A 19,568-nucleotide genomic window follows, 5' to 3' on the forward strand; every position below is an offset into this window, starting at 1 on the left:
TTGTATAAGATTAAGTTCTTCAAGGTATGTGGTAAAATTATTAAATTAGAGTTGTAGAATGAACTCTAATTTTTGAACTTTTGAATTACATCTACTTTTTTTAGTTAGAAAGAAGAGCCTTTTTGAATAATTTTATCTCTCGTCGTATTTTTCTTGGACTTCATTTAATCATTGGCTTACTCGCTGATTTGATTTTTATTCCAGTATTAAATATGAACCCAATCAGTTCATCTTTTAAGTCAAACTATAGCTCAGCTTTACTAAACTCAGCTCTAATTTTGTTGACTTTCTTTAGCTTGTCAATTTATTTGTTTATTGTTCTCTTTTTCCACTATCAGCTTAAATACCTAATGTTGCTGTTAGTACCCTTTGTAGGAGGGATAGTATTCTCAGCTCTAGCTTTTGTTAATGCGAATAAAGCAGAAGCTGCTGATTTTAAGATGAATGCTAAATTATGGGCGTTCTTTTCACTACTAGGGCTCTTTGCTCTTGACCAAAGTTCGGCTTCAATTTTTACCCTCTGGGCTTTCAAAGAGAAGTTAACAATTTGGCAGATAATGATAGACTTGGCTTTCTTGTCAGCAACTATTTTCTATTTTATTTACTGGGGAAGGAATCGTGGGATTACCAAATGGTCTATAAAAAATCTATTGGCTTCAAAATGGATGATTCTACTTGGCCTAATTTTGATGATTGTTTGGTCCCTTGTTTATCCAGCTATTTTAAGTATTTTCAATCTAAACATTCCAATAGGTGATAATCAAGCGTTAATCAATAGTGCAGCAGCAAATACGCCTAGTTGGCTAATGTGGCTTCATCTGGCTATTGGTGCTCCGGTCATGGAAGAGACAATTTTTCGGGCTGGAATTTACGAATTGCTCTTTGATAAACAGCCAATAATTGCATTTTTCACTTCAGCTATTAGCTTTGCAGCCCTTCACATGTTAAATGGGTCTTTGCTTGATTGGAGAGTTTGGGGCATTTATTTAGGCATGGGTTTCATTCTGTCAGGGGTTTATTATAAAACGCGTAAGATAGAATCAACTGTAAGCCTTCACTTTCTATGGAATGGAGTCTGGTCCTATTTATCGTTCTTTATAGGATAACTTTTAAAAATTGTATGGTAAAAATAATGTGGCTAAGTTTAATACTTATAAAGTAGTTTCAAAACTGGTCATAAATGTTTTTCTTTCCTTTTTGTCTGTGCTGGAACTTTAATATTTTTTTTCATGGATTGATTTTGAAATTATGTACATTTTTTAGCATTTTCGCAATGGATTTTGGATTATTATTGACTGGATCTACGTTAAAAAAGTTTGAAAGCAGATGCTTCATTTTCAAAAACATTTTTGGCTCAAAAACAAACATAAAGGTAATATCTTTTGATCTCATTTGGACTTTTATTTCTGATTTTCTTTGTGTAATCTTATTTAGTATTGCTAAAGCATTCATTTTCTGGTACTTTTCAATTGCCAAAGATTACCCTGAAAGTTTCGTTTTTTTATCATTCAGACCATATTTCTTGGTTGACAATTTTTAACTGTAAAGGGTAAGTCACTGTAATCTTGAAGTTAAATGCTGTGTTTAAACTGCTGAAAACTGATCAAATAATGGAGAGAGCTTAAAAACTTCTTAAAATAGGTATTTAGCCCGAGAGTGTGATCTGTTTTTTTGTGTTAAAATTAACAAAATGAAAGGTTAAAGGAATAGAGCATCGATGACAGAAGTAAATAATTTCCAGACTGAAAGTCAAGAAGGGAAAGACCAAGTTCCAATTCTTGAACTCAAGAAAATTGAAAAGTCTTATTTTCTTGGTAAAGAGGAATTCCCAGTCCTCAAAGGAATTGACTTAGAGGTCAAGCGAGGAGAATTTGTAAGCTTACTTGGTGAATCAGGTGGTGGTAAGTCCACACTGATGAATATTATTGGTGGACTTGATCGTGAATATCAAGGCCAAGTAATCATAGAAGGAAACGCACAAAAATCTAAAAAAGAGAAAGATATGGATGCTTATCGTCGTGATACGATTGGGTTCATTTTTCAATCTTTTAACCTCGTAAGTTATCTATCAGTTCTTGATAATGTTCTGGTTTCACTTAAAATGACTAACCTCTCTGATAAAGAACAGACTAGCCGGGCACTTGATCTGATTAAACAGGTTGGTCTTTATGAGCACCGCAAGAAAAAACCTTCTCAACTTTCAGGCGGTCAAAAACAAAGGGTTGCGATTGCTCGTGCACTCGCTTCAGATCCGGATATTATTTTAGCTGACGAACCGACAGGCGCTCTTGACTCAGTCAATACTGAGGAAGTTTTAGAAATTCTCGAAAGTATTGCACGCTCTGGTAAGACAGTTTTTGTCGTTACTCACTCACAAGAAGTGGCTGAACACGGAACACGTATTATCCATCTTGAAGATGGTCGAATTCTTAATGATACTCGCTTGAAAGATGCTTATCCTATACCTAACCTTGATAAGGAATTTAAGCCAAAAGCTTTGACTTTTCTTGATACTTTTAAGACTTCATTTAAGCATTTTATTAATGCTTGGAAAATTAATTTGTTGATTGCTATTGGTTCCGCTATTGGCTTGGCTTCTGTAATGTTTTTCTTGGGATTGGGAGCTGGTGCAACAAATTATATGAACAACATGGTAAAGAGTTTGGCTAATCCAAATGTCTTCTTAGCCGTGCGCCGTAGTCCTGACAATCAGATGAAAAACAATAACCCCGCCTTTTCACAAGCTTTGCAGGATGTAGGGAGAGACTCATCAAGTTATTACATGACAAGTGACTATACGAGTAAGCTCAATGCAGTAGGTAATGTTAAGTCAGTGACTCCGATCTACGTAGTAATGACACCTACCTCTTTAAAATTTGAAAATCAATCTGCTAAAACTAATTCTTTGATGAGCTGGTCTTCTTTGCTTCAAGAATCTTCTTTGGATATCGGGAAAAAGCCTGGTAAAAATGAAATTGTTCTTTTGGAGTCAGATGTACAAAAGATTAACCCAACGGCCTATAATAATAAAGATTGGAAGTCTATGCTTGGTAAATCTATTGATGTGACCCTCACATTGATATCAAGTAATGGTCCAATTCAAGTAACAGTTCCAATGAAAGTCTCTGGCGTTATGGGAGGTGCTGCTTCTATTGCAGGTACAATGACCTCTTTTGATACTTTGAAGAGTATTTATAAGGCAAATGGTGTCTCCACTCAAACTGCATTTTCTATCGTAACGATTAATGAAATCAAAAATGTTAAGAAGGCGACGACTGATATTCAGACGATGAAAGTGAATGGCAAGCTTGTTTTTGCTACAGAAGGAGCAGGCTCTGTCCTAGATTCAATTAGCCAGATCACATCAATTGTCTCGTATGTCTTGGCAGCTATTGCGGGCATCTCATTGATTGTAAGTATCTTCATGATTATCGTCACGACTTATATGTCTGTTGCAGCTCGTACCAAGGAAATTGGTATCTTACGTGCTATGGGTGGGCGTCGAAAAGATGTTTCTCGCTTGTTCACAGCTGAAAGCTTTATTTTAGGAATTTTCTCAGCTATTATTGCGATTGTGGTCGCAGTGGCAGGACAAATTATTATTAATTCTGCCTTGCATAGCTTAGTTGGTGGAAACATTGTAGCTATCTCACCAGCTATGATTCTTCTTGCAGTTGTAATAGCCCTAATTATTGCATACTTAGCAAGTCTAGCACCAGCTGCCCGAGCAGCTCGTTTGAACACGATTGAGTCATTAGCTTCAGAATAATTTTTAAACAAAATTGAGTAATCAAAAATCCCGAATTTTAATTTATTCGGGATTTTATCTTTTTTAGATATAATATTAACACCCATAATTATAGTTATGGGTGTTAATTATTTAAAGTGATAAAATTATTTAAATTTTTTCTCTGGTAAGATAGCAACTTTTGAAAGAATATAAATAAAAACTGCAAATCCAGCTGAAGCTATAGCTGCATAAAATACGCTATCATTTACACTTAAAAGCTTAGCACCAATGAATGCAACGACTTGCCCAATGGTCAACGCCCAGAATAATGTTACTATAAATTTCATACAATACCTTTTTCTTTTCTCTAAAATCAAGTATAATACTTCTAAAGGAAAAATTCAAGCAGACACATGACCTTCGCACAGTTAAATACTAAGACTGAATACAGTTTTTTTGAATCAGTTCTGAAATTGGAAGAATATCTTGATCGAGCTCTCGAGCTGGGCTATAAGACGCTTGGTATTTGTGACCAAGATAATCTTTTTGCTGCGTTCCGATTTGTAAAGTTGGCTCAGAGCAAAGGTATACAGCCAGTAGTATCATTTCGTAGCAATTTAATTATTGAAGAACAAACGGTAGAAACTATCTTTGTTGCCCTTAATACAGAGGGGTATCATAATCTTCTTCGAATTTCTACTCGTTTGAATTATAATAGTTATGATATTTTTGATTTGCTAGACGGTGTAGCTATTATTCTTAACAGTTTTGATTTTGATAGCTCAAAAAAATTTACTTGTCCAGTTTACTTTTATTCGGAAATATTAACCGAGCTTAGGTCAGACCAGGTTAATCAATTTATTGCTTTTCCGAGTGTAAAGTATCTGGCTTCAGAGGATGCAGAAGTTTTACAAGTTTTACAATCCATCAAGGCTGGAGAAAGGATTGATGGCACTGCAAAGACGGACTTTTTGCATCGACCCGAAGTCTATGAAAAATTTTACCAAGAAAAATTTCCGATAGCTTTGGATAATCTGAATCAGTTAGTTGAGAATATCCATTACGATCTAGCAGAAAAGCTTGAGCTGCCAAGGTTTGATCAAAGTCGTTTAGCTGTAGAAAATCTTCAAGAAGAAGCGATATCCGGTTTAAAGAAACGGGTGAATCTGACTTCAGAATATGAAGAACGTCTAAAAGATGAGTTATCAATTATTCATCAAATGGGTTTTGATGATTATTTTCTGATTGTAGCTGACTTACTTCGTTATGCGGCTAAAAACAATATTTATTGTGGGATGGGGCGTGGTTCTTCGGCTGGTTCATTAGTTGCTTACTCACTCGGAATCACTCACCTTGATCCAATAGAAAACAACTTTCTCTTTGAGCGATTTTTGAATCCGGAGCGCATTGCCATGCCCGATATTGATATTGATATTCCGGATGAAAAGCGTCAAGAACTTTTAACCTATATGCAACGCCGTTATGGAACTGAACATGTTGCTCAGGTTCTGACTTTCTCGACTTTTGGCAAACGTCAAGCTCTTCGCGATGTTGGAAAAGCTTTTGGAATGAATGAGATGGAGCTAAGTCAGATGACAAGTTCAATCTACAATCCAAGAGGAAATCTGACTGAAGAGTTTAAAAATAATCAACGATTTAAGGCTGAAATTCTTCGATCAGAATTACTTCAACAAGTCTTCAATTTTGCTCAGAAAATTGAAGGTTTACCTCGTCAGACTTCTTTGCATGCTTCTGCCATTGTGCTGTCAGAAGAGCCACTGTATCGTTATGTAGCCCTAAAGCCGTCAGACGGGCTTGCAGTAGCTCAATATGAAGCTGTCGACATTGAGTCGATTGGTCTACTCAAAATAGATTTTTTGGGACTGAATTACCTTTCATTGATTGATAAGGTACGCGAACGGGTAAAGCAGCAACACAGTGTAGATATTGATCCCTTAAGTATCAATTTGCAGGACGATGAAACCCTTGCTTTATTTAGAGCAGGTAATACGGAGGGAATTTTCCAATTCTGGAGGAGTTCTGCACGTCGATTGCTTAAACAACTAGAACCAACAAAATTTGAAGATGTGGCTAATGCACGTGCTATCAGAAATCCAGGGGCGTCTGATTTCATTCCACAGTTTATAGCACGGCGCCAAAGCAAAGAAAAAGTCCAAGCAGTTGACCCAGTTCTGACTGAAATCCTTGCTCCAACATTTGGAATTATGATTTATCAAGAACAAGTTATGCAGGTGACTCAAAAGTATGCTGGTTTTAGCCTAGGTCAAGCTGATATTCTTCGACGAAATATTTCAAAACGTAAATCAGCTGAAGAATTTGAAAAAATGCGAGAGCTCTTTGTATCTGGAGCTACATCACTTGGTCATAAAGCTGAAAAAGCTTCCGAAATATATGATCTGATTGTTAAGTTTGCAGGTTTTGGTTTTAATCGTTCCCACGCCTATGTTTATGCGGCTTTAGCATTCCAACTAGCTTATTTTAAGGCACATTTTCCTGATGAATTTTACGAAGTTTACCTAGAAAATTATGATCGTAAACGCGTTTTGGTTGATCTGAAAGAGAATCATTATCAGTTTGCAAAAATTGATATTAATAAATCACCTTACCATGATAAAGTGAGTCAAGGAGTTGTTTATTTAGGATTGACACATGTAAAGGGTCTACCTCGCGATTTGGCCTATTGGCTGATTGAAAATCGTCCCTTTGAAGACTTGTCGGAGCTTATTCGCCATCTTCCTAGTCAGTGGCAACAAGCTACTTTAATTCGGCCCTTAATTGAAGTTGGAGCTTTTGACTCCAAAGATCCCAACCGTGGAAAACTTTTGGCTAACCTTACAAATCTTATCAATTACAGCTCAATCTTTCAACTTGACTTGTTTGCAACGGATCAATTGAGTTTTTCATATCGAGAAGCTGAAGATCTCAGTCTTGTTGATAAGTATGAAATTGAGCGAGAAAGGCTAGATGTAGCTCTTTCTTCTCATCCAATTACAGAGTGGTTGGAGAGACTAGAAGGTCTAGTTACACCACTAAATCAACTTAACAATAATAAAGTTGCAACAATTTTGGTTGAGATTACAAGCGTAAGAACTTCAAATGATCGTAACGGCAAACAAATGGCTTTTGTTGAGACAACGGATACTGTTTCAAATATTACAACTGTATTTTTTGCTGATAATTATTTGACAAATCGTCGTTTTATTGAGAGAGGGAAAATTGTCTTAATAAAGGGTAGAGCCGAATTGAGGAATGATGAAATGCAAGTTAAAGCTTCCATTGTCATTCCTGTTGAAGAAACAAATCGGAAATTATGGATTTCAAATGCTGATAATAATAAGAATTCAAATATTGCGGATATTCTTCGCAATAATCCGGGTCCATGTCAAGTTGTTTTCCATAATGAAGAGACTAAAACAACTCTTCAAACAAGATTTTACGTTGAAGACTCAGAACGTCTATTGAATAAATTATCTTCTCTGGATATTAAGGTTATTTATCGTTAGGTTTATAATATAATTGCTTTACAGTTCATATTTCAGGTGTGAAATTTCAAAATTATTATTAGCTAATTCTCTCTATGAAACGACTTATTATGTCTATAATTTGCTATAATATCTCATAAGAAAATATCTTTCGTAATCCTGATAAAAGAAACGAGAAAAGAATGTCAATAAAAGTAGTTACAGATTCTACAATTTCAATTTCACCAAACTTAATTAAAGAACTGGAAATTACAATTGTGCCATTAAGTTTTATGATTGATGGTGTTATATATACAGATGGTGAAATGTCTTTATTAGAGTATCTGGATCGCTCAGAGAACTCTTCCAAACTTCCTAAAACAAGCCAACCACCTGTAGGTGTTTTCGATGCACTCTATAATGAATTATCAGAAGATGGAAGCTCAATCATTTCTATTCATCTTTCTCAGACTTTATCAGGAACTGTCGAGGCGGCTAGACAAGGAGCAATGATCTCTGGGAAAGATGTGACCGTAATTGATTCAACTTTTACGGATCAGGGACTTGCTTTTCAAGTTGTTGAAGCAGCGCGTTTGGCTAAATTAGGTGCTACAAAAGAAGAAGTGCTTGAGGCAATTAATCATATTCAAGAAAACACTGAATTGTACTGTGGTGTTGCAACTTTGGACAATTTAATCAAAGGAGGTCGAATTGGTCGAGTGACCGGCTTAATTGGTGGGCTTCTTGATATGCATTTGGTTTTGCAGATGAAAGATTCTAATCTTTTACCTTTTAAAAAGGGACGTGGCAGTAAGACATTTAAGAAATTTATAGAAGAACTTTCGAACAATTTGGCAGAGTCAACTCGTAAAATTAAGGAAATTGGAATCTCTCATGCTGAAGCTCTCCCTTTGGCTCAGAGTATCTGTGCTGCTCTTCAAAAATTTGTTGAGAAGCCAATTACTATTTTAGAAACAAATACGGTAATAGCTACACATACAGGGCGTGGGGCTTTTGCGGTAATGATAAACTATGAATGAAAAATAAGAATTGCAAGTACTAGCTTGCAATTCTTATTTTTCATTCATGTTTACACGATCAAAGTTTGTTTATATAAGGTTGTTGAAATTGAGCAGGGAAGATTTAAAATTGCCCAGGTGCTCAACATCTCCTCAGAAAAAAATAAGCTACTCATCAATACTAAAATTACTGACCTATAGATTTGATCTTATTCAAGTTCAAAATCTTGTGGAAACTATGGCGAAGGTTATTACAACTTAATATTAAATAAAGGAGCGCGAGTGAACTTGGGAGTATCGTGCGATTCATCAGGACCGAGGCCATAATTCAAGTCAAAACATTCTCAATGAAGCACAACAATAACTTCCAAAAATATTTATATCCCCTAAAGAACTGACCGAGAATCAAAGGGATCTCGCTCGCTAAAGATAAGAAATCTCTGGTATTCGAGAATAAATTTGATGTCAAGTCTGCTTAGTTGGTGAGGATTTCGTTATATTAGTGCCAAGAGTGTTTAAAAAAACTTAAAATACAGACATCTCATCAGGAAGTTATGCCCTTGAAATAATGTAGAAATAAAGCCAAAATTTTAGCTGAACAAAAGTGAAATATAAAATACGTTTTAAGGCTTGTCCTGACAGTATTTAGAGAATATTTTTAAAAAAGTAAAGATTTTCCTTATATTTTGGATTTTTTTATTCTAAAAGGTTCAAATATGGCTTAAAATCAAGGAATAAGAAAGTTTTAGCTTGACCCGAAATTCTAAATGTGCTATTCTATTAATGCCTAAAGGTAACAAAAACATATTGGAGGATTTATCAATGGCAAACAAACAAGATATCGTCGCAGCAGTTGCAAAATCAGCTGGTCTTACTAAAAAAGATGCTGAAAAGGCAGTTAACGCATTTACAGATGCTGTTAAAGCTGAACTTAAAAAAGGTGGAAAAGTTCAATTGATCGGCTTCGGTACTTTTGAAACTCGCCAACGTGCAGCTCGTGAAGGCCGTAACCCACAAACTGGTAAAGCTCTTAAGATTCCTGCAACAACTGTACCTGCCTTCAAAGCTGGTAAAGCCCTCAAGGATGTTGTTAAATAATTATTAATCAATCTTTGAAGTAAAAAGATCGCCGTGGGTGATCTTTTTACTTTTGGAGAAGAAACAAAACCGAAGCTTTTGGTTATATTTTGATTCAAAGCATGTTATAATTAAGGATACGGAACTATTATTGAAATATCAAGTGCTGTGTTTATCAAAATTCAGAAAAGAGTAATATGCCACAAGATAAGATTGTTGTGAGAGGGGCGAGAGTCCACAATTTAAAAAATATTGATGTTACAATTCCTCGTGATAAATTAGTGGTTGTAACAGGCCTTTCTGGCTCAGGAAAGTCTTCACTAGCTTTTGATACCTTATATGCGGAAGGACAGCGTCGTTATGTAGAATCTTTGTCAGCCTATGCACGTCAATTTCTAGGAAATGTTGATAAGCCAGATGTAGATAGTATTGATGGACTTTCTCCTGCAATTTCAATTGACCAAAAGACTACTTCAAAAAATCCCCGCTCAACAGTTGGCACCGTCACAGAAATTAATGACTATATCCGACTGCTGTATGCTCGTATTGGTGTGCCCTTTTGTATTAATGGTCATGGACCCATTTCAGCCCAATCGGTAGAAGAAATAGTAAATCGAATTTTAGAGTTACCATTTGGTCAGCGCTTACAAATTCTAGCACCAGTAATTCGAGGAAAGAAAGGTCGTCACGAAAGAACACTTGAACAAATTCAGCGGGAAGGTTATGTACGTGTAAGGATTGATGGAGAAATAGTTGATGTTTCTGAAGTTGATTCACTTGATAAAAATAAAAAGCATGACATTGATATTGTAATTGACCGAATCGTTGTCAAACAAGATGTTCGAAGTAGGCTCTTTGATTCTGTTGAAGCTGCTTTACATCAATCAGAAGGTTATGTCAAAATAGATACCATGGATGGAAAAGAATTACTCTTTAGTGAATTTTATGCCTGTCCAGTTTGTGGCTTTACTGTACCTGAGTTAGAGCCTCGTCTTTTCTCTTTCAATGCTCCTTTTGGTGCGTGCGCTGACTGTGACGGACTTGGAGTCAAGATGGAAGTGGATATTGATTTGGTAGTCCCTGATGAGACAAAAACTTTACGTCAAGGGGCTCTTGCACCATGGAACCCGATTTCAAGTAATTATTATCCAACAATGTTGGAGCAAGCCATGACTCAATTTGAGGTCGATATGGATACCCCTTGGAATGAGTTACCGGAAAAGGACCAGAAATTAGCACTTTATGGAACAGTAGATGAAAAAAAATTCCATTTCCACTATATCAATGACTTTGGCGGAATACGCGATATTGATATTCCTTTTGAAGGGGTGATTAGTAACATTAATCGCCGTTTTCATGAGTCAACTTCAGACTTTACACGTGAAGTAATGAAAGGTTACATGACTGAATTACCTTGTAACACTTGTCATGGGTATCGCTTGAATGATCAGGCCCTTTCAGTTCTGGTTAATAATACACATATTGGAAAACTTTCAGAGTTAGCGATCGGGAATGCTCTTGAATGGCTAAGCAAACTTAAACTATCAGATAAGGATGAAACCATTGCACGGCCAATTGTTAAAGAAGTACGTGATCGCCTGACTTTTTTGAAAAATGTTGGTCTAGATTACTTAACTCTCTCTCGTGCCTCTGCGACGTTATCAGGAGGGGAGTCACAACGCATTCGCCTAGCTACTCAAATTGGTTCAAATCTCTCGGGTGTGCTCTATATTTTAGATGAACCTTCTATTGGTCTTCACCAGAGAGACAATGACCGCTTAATTGAATCTCTTCAAAAGATGAGAGACCTTGGAAATACTCTGATTGTTGTTGAACATGATGAAGATACTATGATGGCTGCTGACTGGTTAATAGATGTGGGACCAGGAGCAGGCGATTTGGGAGGAGAAATCGTTGCATCTGGTACACCAGGGGAGGTAGCAGAGAATATAAATTCTATTACGGGACAATATTTGTCTGGTAAGAAGTCAATACCAGTTCCAAAGATACGTCGTAAGATAGATCCTAAACATGAGGTCAAGATTATAGGGGCAAATGAAAACAATCTTCAAAATATTGATGCTGAATTTCCTCTGGGTCTGATGACTGTCGTCACAGGTGTATCTGGATCTGGAAAATCAACTTTGGTCAACTCAATTCTTAAACGTGCTCTTGCTCAGAAGTTAAATCACAACTCAGAAAAACCTGGTAAGTATAAATCAATTACAGGTTACAAAGATATAGAACGTTTAATTGATATTGACCAATCACCAATTGGACGGACCCCTCGTTCCAATCCAGCTACTTATACTTCCACTTTTGATGATATTCGAGATGTTTTTGCCAATACAAATGAAGCAAAAGTGCGTGGATACAAGAAAGGACGGTTCTCTTTTAATGTAAAGGGGGGACGCTGTGAGGCATGTTCAGGGGATGGTATTATCCGAATTGAGATGAATTTTCTTCCAGATGTTTATGTACCTTGTGAAGTTTGTCATGGGAGACGCTATAACTCTGAGACTCTAGAAGTTCATTACAAGGGAAAAAATATTTCTGAAGTTCTCGACATGCGTGTATCTGAAGCTTTGGAATTCTTCCAAAATATACCTAAGATTGCTCGTAAACTTCAAACTATTGTAGATGTTGGCCTTGGTTATGTCACTTTAGGTCAACCAGCAACAACACTTTCTGGTGGTGAAGCTCAGCGCATGAAACTTGCCTCAGAGTTGCAGAAGCGTTCTACAGGCAAATCTTTCTATATTCTTGATGAGCCGACGACAGGTTTACACACTGATGATATCGCGACTCTTTTGACAGTTCTTAATCGTCTGGTTGAACAAGGCAATACAATCGTCGTTATTGAACATAATCTTGATGTCATTAAAACAGCTGATTATCTTATCGATCTTGGTCCTGAAGGAGGGGCTGGTGGTGGAACTATTCTTGCTACTGGAACACCTGAAGAAGTTGCTCAAATTGAAAAGTCATACACAGGACAGTACCTGAAATACAAATTAAAATAGAAATTGAGGAATCTCGCATCGCGAGATTTTTTGATAAAATTAACGTATGAGACTTCAAAAGATAAAAGAAAAAATGAAACAAAGTAACCTTGAAGGTTTAGTTATCACGGATATGAAAAATATTTTTTATTTAACGGGATTTTCAGGAACGGCAGGAACAGTTTTCTTGACAAAGGATGAAGACTATTTCATGACAGACGACCGTTATATTGACTTTGCGAAATCTGTAGTTGGCAACATGAATGTGTTTTCCACTCGAAGTGCTTTTTCAGAGATTGCCAAGCTAGCCAAAAATATTGATCGGATTGGGTTCGAAGATAATTTGGATTTTGCAACTTATCAGAATTTTTCAAGTTTGATAAGTCAGAAATTGATACCGACTCATGAATTTTTCATGGAATTTCGGCAGATTAAAGATTTGTCTGAAATTAAAGTAATCAGAAAAGCTTGTGAAATCACTGATCTGGCCTTTGAAGCGGTCCTAAAATTTATTGAGCCGGGAAAGTCAGAAATTGAAGTGGCAAATTTTTTAGATTTTAAGATGCGTGAATTAGGTGCATCAGGGACATCCTTCGAAACAATAGTTGCTTCAGGTGTACGTTCTAGCCTCCCTCACGGCGTTGCAAGTCACAAGTTAATTGAAAATGGAGAGGCTATTACCATGGACTTTGGTTGCTACTACAATTTTTATGCTAGTGACATGACACGGACAGTTTTCTTAGGTAAGCCTAATTCTGAGATGAAAGAAATTTACGAGGTAGTTAGGTTGGCTAATCAAGCTCTCATTGATCAATCTAAAGCAACCCTATCTTTTGCCGATTTTGATAGAATTCCTCGAAATATTATTGAATTAGCAGGTTTTGGCGATAATTTCAACCATGGCATTGGTCACGGATTTGGCTTAGATATCCACGAGGTACCCTATTTTAGTCAAAAAATGACAGATCAATATTTACAAAAAAATATGATTGTTACTGATGAACCAGGTATTTACCTTTCGGGCTTTGGAGGTGTTCGTATTGAGGATGATGTTTTAATATTGGAAAATGGTTGTGAAGTTCTTACAAAATCTCCTAAAGAGCTGATTGTCATATAATTAAAGCATTAAGCAAAATTGAAATACAATCTGATTTGTGATAAAATGAGTCGTTAGATACACAACTCGCTTCGTTGTAACTCCTTAGCAGGATTTGCAAGCGTCATAACTAATAGAATAATATAATTTGGAGACAATAATTAAATGGTAGCAGCACACGAACTCAAAGCTGGAATGACATTCTTGAATGGTGATAAACTTCTTCGCGTAGTAGAGGCATCTCATCACAAACCTGGTAAAGGTAATACAATCATGCGAATGAAGTTACGCGATGTGCGCACGGGTTCAGTTTTTGATGATACTTATCGTCCAGATGATAAATATGATCAAGCAGTAATTGATACTGTTGGTGTTCAATACCTCTACCAAATGGATGGTACAGCCTTCTTCATGAATAATGAAACTTTTGACCAATACGAAATTCCTGTTGAAGTTGTTAAAGATGAATTACTCTATGTGCTTGAAAACACAGATGTTAAGATCCAATTTTTTGGCGAAGAAGTGATTGGTATTCAACTACCAACAACAGTTGTCTTGACAGTAACAGATACTCAGCCTTCAATAAAAGGGGCAACAGTTACTGGCTCAGGAAAACCTGCAACTATGGAAACTGGACTTGTTGTTAATGTGCCAGACTTTGTTGAAATTGGTACAAAACTTGAAATCAATACACAAACAGGTGACTACCTAAAGCGTGCACAATAAGAATATAGCCTTACGCTAATCTTATTGATTAACTGAATAAAATTTAGATCAAAGGAATTAACATGGCTGAATTAGAAAATCTTGGTGAGGTTGTCATTGCACCAGAAGTACTTGAAGTGATAATTGGTGTTTCTGCCTCGAAGGTAGATGGTGTTTATTCATTACGTAATAAACGAACTTTTGAAACACTTGGAAAAAAAGCTGAGGGCAAAGGTGTTTACATCAAAGCTGAGGATGAATCAATCTCAGTTGATATTTACATTTTTGTAACTGAAGGTGATCGTGTTCCTGAAGTTGCCCAAAATATTCAAAGAGAAGTAAAGGAACGTGTTCTTGGGTTGACTGAAGTTGTAATTGATAATGTGAACGTTCATATTATGGGCATAATTCCAGCGGATACTAAGAAGCCAGATTTTGCAGATTTGTTTAAGGAAGGATTTTTCGATGCCAACTAAGTTGACTCAACACGAGTTAAGAAAAATTGCCATCCAGTTTCTTTATTCATATTCTGTTCGCCCAGATCAGGCAGAAGATGAACTATCTAAATTTATTTTGGAAGATAAATTTCTTTCGGAGAATAATAAAAAGTATTTAGATGCTATGATTGATGGAGTGCGCACCAACCAGAATGAGTTGGATGCTGAAATTTCAAAATATTTGATAAGCACGTGGTCTATGGATCGATTGACATCAATTGATCGGGCCATACTTGAATTGGCAAGCTATGAAATAATTTATAGTGACTTGCCACCTGTGATTGCTGTTAATGAGGCCGTTAATTTGACGAAAGATTTTTCAGATGAAGCTGCTTCCAAATTAGTTAATGGAATTTTGACACACCTTATACCAAAAGACGAAAAATGAAACAATTTTCGTCTTTTTTCATTTTTCTTCCACACATTCAATCATAGAAATTGTTATAATATGATTATGAAATCGTTTACAAAATAGAATCAGGAAGAAATCTTATGGCAAAAAAATTTGTGCTTAAGGCGAATGGAATAAAACCTTACCATACAGGTTTGGCCATTCCAATATTTTCTTTACGAAGTAAAAAGTCTTTTGGTATCGGGCAATTTAGCGATCTAAAAATACTAGCAGACTTCGTTTACAGTTCAGGAATGGATGTTATACAAATCCTTCCGATTAACGATACAACAATTTTTATGGACTGGAGGGATTCATCTCCGTATCGTGCGAATTCAGTTTTTGCTCTGCATCCTATCTATCTTGACTTTACAGACTACCTTGATAAGTTTAAAAAATCTGAATTGAAAAAAATTCTTGATGAAGCTAAAGAGTTGAATCAGCTTCCACAAGTTGACTATGAGAGAGTCTCTAATTTCAAATGGAGACTCGCCAAGAAAGTCTATTCAAATTACTCTAAAACAATTTTTGAAAATTTGTCTTTCAAGAATTTCTATCAATCTAGAAAATTCTGGATCGAGCCTTATGCGTGCTTCTGCTATTTCCGAGATAATTACCACACAGCAGACTTTAGACTTTGGAAACAAAACAAATATCACGAGGGCCTTTTTGAAGAACTTTCATCGGATCCTGAAATCTTTGAAGACCTTAAGCTTCATATCATGATTCAATATTTACTCCATAAACAATTGAAAGAAGCTGTTGACTATTGCCATAAGTTAGGGATTGCTGTAAAGGGTGATGTCTCAGTTGGAATTGATCGGAAGTCAGTTGATGCGTGGACATTGCCAGAACTCTTCAAGTTGGATAAACAAGCAGGAGCTCCGCCTGATATTTTCTCGTCTTCTGGACAAAATTGGGAGTATCCAACTTATAACTGGAAAGAGATGTCAAAAGATGGTTATTCGTGGTGGAAAGCTCGTATGAGGAGTATGGCAGACTATTTTGACATCTATCGGCTTGATCACATTCTTGGCTTTTTTAGGATTTGGGAAAATCCAGAAAATTCAGTTCGAGCCTTATTAGGGCATTTTTCACCAGCCTTAGCAATGACCGCTGAAGAGATAGAATCATATGGAATTCCTCTACGTTATTGGGGAGTAGAACGTTTTATTCGTCCTTTTATTAAAGATTGGGTGATTGATGAAATCTTTGGTCGAGATCAACGCGATGAAGTCATTCAGCGGTTCTTAAAATACACGGGTTTCGGTAATTATGAGTTCAAAGAAGAATTTGGCGATGAACGAAAAGTAAAAATGGCCAAAGGGTTAGAAGATTACGAACGTGAAGGACTCTATCGACTTCATGAAAATGTTATATTTATTCCTGATCATGAAAATCCTAAACTTTATCACCCCAGAATTAATTTGATGGATACAATCTCTTACCGTGAGTTTGGTGATGCTTTTAAGCAACAATTGGAAATTATCCACAACAATTATTTCTATGGTAGAAATTATGCTTATTGGCAAGAAAAAGCTGAAGAAATTTTACCTGTTATCAAAGATGCATCAGAAATGCTGGCTTGTGGTGAAGATTTGGGAATGGTACCAGATAATGTTCCAAGTGTCATGTGGCAGTTGAAAATCCTTCGCCTGATTATTGAACGAATGCCAACTGATAGTAACTTCATCACAGATTTGAAATGGACACCTTACTTATCTGTTGTGACGACCTCAAGTCATGACATAACTCCACTCAGCCTTTGGTGGCAAGAAGATAAAAACCTCATACAACGCTATTACAATGAGGTAATGGGATTGGAAGGGATGGCACCTAAAGAGGCTAACCCAAGTATCATACGAGAGATTCTCAAAAGAAACTTAAATACTAAGGCTATGTTGGCAATATTCCCAATTCAAGATTGGCTGGATACACAAGATGATCTAAGAAATCCTAATGCCAGTCTAACCCGAATTAATAATCCAGCATATAGCTATTATTATTGGAGATACAGATTGCATCTTGACCTTGAGGATTTAGTGGATAATCAGGGCTTTGAAAATTTCTTGTCTGATTTTATCAAAAATTCAAAACGCTCAACGGTTGGGCTAACCGAGTGATTCTTGACTAGTTTTATTAAAAATTGTGGTAATAAAGGAGAATATTATGGCAAATGACGAAATGCTTGCTTTAATCCTGGCAGGCGGTCAAGGCACTCGCCTTGGAAAACTTACAAAAGATATTGCAAAACCTGCAGTGCCATTCGGTGGGCGTTATAGAATTATTGACTTTGCCTTATCAAACTGTGCAAATTCAAATATTCATAATGTAGGTGTTATCACTCAATACCAACCCCTTGAGTTAAATACTCATATCGGTAATGGTGCACCATGGGGACTTGATGGAATTAATTCAGGGGTCACTATTCTACAACCTTATGGTTCACAAGAGGGATCAAAATGGTTTGAGGGTACTTCACACGCCATTTATCAGAACATTGATTACATTGACAAGATGAATCCAGAATATGTTTTGATTCTTTCGGGTGATCATATTTATAAAATGGATTATGAAGCAATGCTAGAAGAACATAAAGCAAAAGAAGCTTCATTGACAGTGTCCGTTATGGAAGTTCCAATCAAAGAGGCTTCACGCTTTGGTATCATGAATACTGATGACAATGGCCGTATCATTGAATTTGAAGAAAAACCAATGGAGCCAAAATCAAATTTGGCATCAATGGGTATTTATATTTTTACTTGGAAACGTCTTCGCGAAGTTTTGACAACGAATCGATCAAAAGGAGTCTCCGTTGAAGACTTTGGGCAAAATATCATCCCACAATACATTGAGTCGGGTGAAAATGTATTTGTTTATCGTTTCAAAGGATATTGGAAAGATGTTGGTACTATTGACAGCCTTCATGAAGCCAATATGGAATTCTTAACACCCGGTAACGAACTGAATATCTACGATCGTAACTGGCGTATCTTTAGCCGGAACAACATTTCAACCCCTCACTTTGTTACCAGTAAGGCACATGTGCATAATGCAATGATTGGTGACGGTTGTTATGTTGATGGAACGGTTATTCATTCTATAATTTCTCAGAATGTCGAAATTCATGAAGATTCGATTGTGGAAGATAGTTTTGTCATGTCTCACGCTTCAATTGGAAAAAATGTAATGATCAAATATGCTATTGTTGGTGAGGGAGCAAAGATTGCCAATAATGTATCCATCATAGGTACCCCAGATGAGATTGCGGTCATTGGGCACGGTGAAATTGTTGGAGAGGAGAATGACCTATAATGAAAAATTTTAATAAAATGTGTGCTATCTTATCAAATGTGACAACTTATGACAGATTATCACCTTTGACAGATGAACGTCCTATTGCTACTTTACCTTTTGACTGTAAATATCGTCTAATTGACTTTCCTCTCTCGTCTCTTTCAAATGCAAATGTTAGGGATGTCTTAATGTTTTTCAATGAAGGTGAGACACGATCTGTATTTGACCATATTGGATCCGGTAAAGAGTGGGGGCTTGACTCACTGGCTTCACACATGTTTGTCTATATTCAACAGGACTTTGAAAGAAAAAAGGATAAGGGTCTTCCTTATTTCAATGAACAGATTGATTTCTTGAAGAAATCAGGCGCACCTTATACAGTTTTGATTGGGTCTAAAATCATTGCTAATGTAGATTTACAGGCTGTATTAAAGATTCATCAAAGTTCAGATAAGCATATCACAACCGTTTATAAGAAGATGCCTGCTACGGAGTTTGAGCCATATGATACCGTCGTTCACTTTGATGAAAATAACCGTGCTTACGGGGTACATATGCAACAGATTAAAAAGGAGGGCGCCGTTCAAGAGTTTGAAAATTTAGCACTCAATACTTTCATAGTTGATACAGATTGGCTAATTACCTTTATTGAAGAAATGCAAAAAAACGGTGAGTATTCATCAATTTCTCGTCTTCTTCGCAACCACTTATGGGATGCTGACACCAATACTTACGAATATACTGGATATGTTAGCAATATCTTAAGTGTGAAGTCTTATTATGAGGCAAACATGGCAATGCTTGATTCGACAAATTTCACCAGTTTACTTTATGGTGCTAATCCAATCTATACGAAAATCAAGAATGAAGTGCCAACTTTCTTTGCTGAAAATTCATGGGCGCATCGCTCTCAATTTGGTTCAGGGTGCGTAATTGAAGGCGTTGTGATTGATTCTTTAGTTAGTCGTGGCTCTTTCATTGAAACAGATGCCACTGTTGACAAGTCACTGATTTTTACTAATGCGCGTGTGAAATCGGGTGCGCAAATCAAGTATGCTATTCTTGATAAAGGAGTAGTAGTAGAGGCAATAAAGATTGAAGGAACTCCGGATAACCCTATTGTTATTAAAAAAGGTACTCATGTTACCGAAGATATTATTCAGAATTAAATACTTTCTCTGCCAGCTATTGTTATTTTTGTTTGGTAGAAAACTATAAATTCTGTCAGTTATGTTTATTATTTCTGACAGAATTTTACTTATAAATAAAGGT

15 protein-coding genes are annotated in these 19,568 nt (G+C 36.3%); 13 read left to right on the forward strand and 2 right to left on the reverse strand.

Annotated elements, in window-relative coordinates:
- Positions 1-122: 122 nt before the first annotated feature.
- Entirely contained in the window at positions 123-1,106 is a 984-nt protein-coding gene (locus tag HNQ37_RS01750; protein ID WP_183538726.1) for a CPBP family intramembrane glutamic endopeptidase, read from the forward strand.
- Positions 1,107-1,227: 121 nt separating this feature from the next.
- On the opposite strand, the gene HNQ37_RS01755 is transcribed toward HNQ37_RS01750, so the two are convergent.
- Positions 1,228-1,476 (reverse strand): hypothetical protein, encoded by a 249-nt coding sequence (locus tag HNQ37_RS01755; protein WP_183538728.1) that lies wholly within the window; start codon positions 1,474-1,476, stop codon positions 1,228-1,230.
- A gap of 241 nt (positions 1,477-1,717) precedes the next feature.
- Here HNQ37_RS01755 and HNQ37_RS01760 point away from each other — a divergent pair, with 241 nt between their 5' ends.
- A complete protein-coding gene (locus tag HNQ37_RS01760) occupies positions 1,718-3,769 on the forward strand; it encodes an ATP-binding cassette domain-containing protein (protein WP_183538730.1) in 2,052 nt (683 codons plus the stop codon).
- A 125-nt stretch (positions 3,770-3,894) separates the two neighbouring features.
- Here HNQ37_RS01760 and HNQ37_RS01765 read toward each other — a convergent pair whose 3' ends face one another.
- Positions 3,895-4,077 carry a DUF2929 family protein gene (locus HNQ37_RS01765; RefSeq protein ID WP_183538731.1) on the reverse strand — a complete coding sequence of 61 codons (183 nt, stop codon included), beginning with the start codon at positions 4,075-4,077 and terminating at the stop codon, positions 3,895-3,897.
- A gap of 66 nt (positions 4,078-4,143) precedes the next feature.
- Here HNQ37_RS01765 and dnaE point away from each other — a divergent pair, with 66 nt between their 5' ends.
- From dnaE to glgD, 11 genes are all read left to right on the forward strand, one after another.
- Positions 4,144-7,254 (forward strand): DNA polymerase III subunit alpha, encoded by a 3,111-nt coding sequence (gene dnaE / locus HNQ37_RS01770; RefSeq protein WP_183538733.1) that lies wholly within the window; start codon positions 4,144-4,146, stop codon positions 7,252-7,254.
- A gap of 161 nt (positions 7,255-7,415) precedes the next feature.
- On the forward strand, positions 7,416-8,252 hold the full coding sequence (locus tag HNQ37_RS01775; RefSeq protein WP_183538735.1) for a DegV family protein: 837 nt from the start codon (positions 7,416-7,418) through the stop codon (positions 8,250-8,252).
- 801 nt (positions 8,253-9,053) lie between these two features.
- Complete coding sequence (locus HNQ37_RS01780; RefSeq protein WP_183538737.1) at positions 9,054-9,329, forward strand: HU family DNA-binding protein; 276 nt, start codon at positions 9,054-9,056, stop codon at positions 9,327-9,329.
- A 176-nt stretch (positions 9,330-9,505) separates the two neighbouring features.
- The gene (gene uvrA / locus HNQ37_RS01785) at positions 9,506-12,331 is read left to right on the forward strand and encodes an excinuclease ABC subunit UvrA (RefSeq protein WP_183538739.1); all 2,826 of its coding nucleotides are present in this window, start codon (positions 9,506-9,508) and stop codon (positions 12,329-12,331) included.
- Between the two features lie 46 nt (positions 12,332-12,377).
- On the forward strand, positions 12,378-13,427 hold the full coding sequence (locus HNQ37_RS01790) for a M24 family metallopeptidase (RefSeq protein WP_183538741.1): 1,050 nt from the start codon (positions 12,378-12,380) through the stop codon (positions 13,425-13,427).
- Positions 13,428-13,571: 144 nt separating this feature from the next.
- Entirely contained in the window at positions 13,572-14,132 is a 561-nt protein-coding gene (efp, locus tag HNQ37_RS01795) for an elongation factor P (protein WP_183538743.1), read from the forward strand.
- A 62-nt stretch (positions 14,133-14,194) separates the two neighbouring features.
- The gene (locus tag HNQ37_RS01800) at positions 14,195-14,587 is read left to right on the forward strand and encodes an Asp23/Gls24 family envelope stress response protein (RefSeq protein WP_183538745.1); all 393 of its coding nucleotides are present in this window, start codon (positions 14,195-14,197) and stop codon (positions 14,585-14,587) included.
- Positions 14,577-14,996: a transcription antitermination factor NusB gene (gene nusB / locus HNQ37_RS01805; protein ID WP_183538747.1), complete on the forward strand. Its 420-nt coding sequence runs from the start codon at positions 14,577-14,579 to the stop codon at positions 14,994-14,996. Before HNQ37_RS01800 ends, nusB begins: the two co-directional genes overlap by 11 nt.
- A gap of 104 nt (positions 14,997-15,100) precedes the next feature.
- A complete protein-coding gene (locus tag HNQ37_RS01810; protein ID WP_183538749.1) occupies positions 15,101-17,122 on the forward strand; it encodes a 4-alpha-glucanotransferase in 2,022 nt (673 codons plus the stop codon).
- 46 nt (positions 17,123-17,168) lie between these two features.
- Positions 17,169-18,314 carry a glucose-1-phosphate adenylyltransferase gene (locus tag HNQ37_RS01815; RefSeq protein ID WP_183538751.1) on the forward strand — a complete coding sequence of 382 codons (1,146 nt, stop codon included), beginning with the start codon at positions 17,169-17,171 and terminating at the stop codon, positions 18,312-18,314.
- Positions 18,314-19,465 carry a glucose-1-phosphate adenylyltransferase subunit GlgD gene (gene glgD / locus HNQ37_RS01820; protein WP_183538753.1) on the forward strand — a complete coding sequence of 384 codons (1,152 nt, stop codon included), beginning with the start codon at positions 18,314-18,316 and terminating at the stop codon, positions 19,463-19,465. The genes HNQ37_RS01815 and glgD overlap by 1 nt, the downstream gene beginning before the upstream one ends.
- Positions 19,466-19,568 lie beyond the last annotated feature (103 nt).

The sequence above is a fragment of the Lactovum miscens genome, assembly GCF_014202895.1.
In the GTDB taxonomy this organism is placed as follows: domain Bacteria; phylum Bacillota; class Bacilli; order Lactobacillales; family Streptococcaceae; genus Lactovum; species Lactovum miscens.

What these genes read in the sequence shown, in the direction of transcription:
- HNQ37_RS01760 (WP_183538730.1), top strand. Translation starts at nt 1,718, where the DNA reads ATGACAGAAGTAAATAATTTCCAGACTGAAAGTCAAGAAGGGAAAGAC.
- HNQ37_RS01765 (WP_183538731.1), bottom strand. Translation starts at nt 4,077, where the DNA reads ATGAAATTTATAGTAACATTATTCTGGGCGTTGACCATTGGGCAAGTC.
- dnaE (WP_183538733.1), top strand. Translation starts at nt 4,144, where the DNA reads ATGACCTTCGCACAGTTAAATACTAAGACTGAATACAGTTTTTTTGAA.
- HNQ37_RS01775 (WP_183538735.1), top strand. Translation starts at nt 7,416, where the DNA reads ATGTCAATAAAAGTAGTTACAGATTCTACAATTTCAATTTCACCAAAC.
- HNQ37_RS01780 (WP_183538737.1), top strand. Translation starts at nt 9,054, where the DNA reads ATGGCAAACAAACAAGATATCGTCGCAGCAGTTGCAAAATCAGCTGGT.
- uvrA (WP_183538739.1), top strand. Translation starts at nt 9,506, where the DNA reads ATGCCACAAGATAAGATTGTTGTGAGAGGGGCGAGAGTCCACAATTTA.
- HNQ37_RS01790 (WP_183538741.1), top strand. Translation starts at nt 12,378, where the DNA reads ATGAGACTTCAAAAGATAAAAGAAAAAATGAAACAAAGTAACCTTGAA.
- efp (WP_183538743.1), top strand. Translation starts at nt 13,572, where the DNA reads ATGGTAGCAGCACACGAACTCAAAGCTGGAATGACATTCTTGAATGGT.
- HNQ37_RS01800 (WP_183538745.1), top strand. Translation starts at nt 14,195, where the DNA reads ATGGCTGAATTAGAAAATCTTGGTGAGGTTGTCATTGCACCAGAAGTA.
- nusB (WP_183538747.1), top strand. Translation starts at nt 14,577, where the DNA reads ATGCCAACTAAGTTGACTCAACACGAGTTAAGAAAAATTGCCATCCAG.
- HNQ37_RS01810 (WP_183538749.1), top strand. Translation starts at nt 15,101, where the DNA reads ATGGCAAAAAAATTTGTGCTTAAGGCGAATGGAATAAAACCTTACCAT.
- HNQ37_RS01815 (WP_183538751.1), top strand. Translation starts at nt 17,169, where the DNA reads ATGGCAAATGACGAAATGCTTGCTTTAATCCTGGCAGGCGGTCAAGGC.
- glgD (WP_183538753.1), top strand. Translation starts at nt 18,314, where the DNA reads ATGAAAAATTTTAATAAAATGTGTGCTATCTTATCAAATGTGACAACT.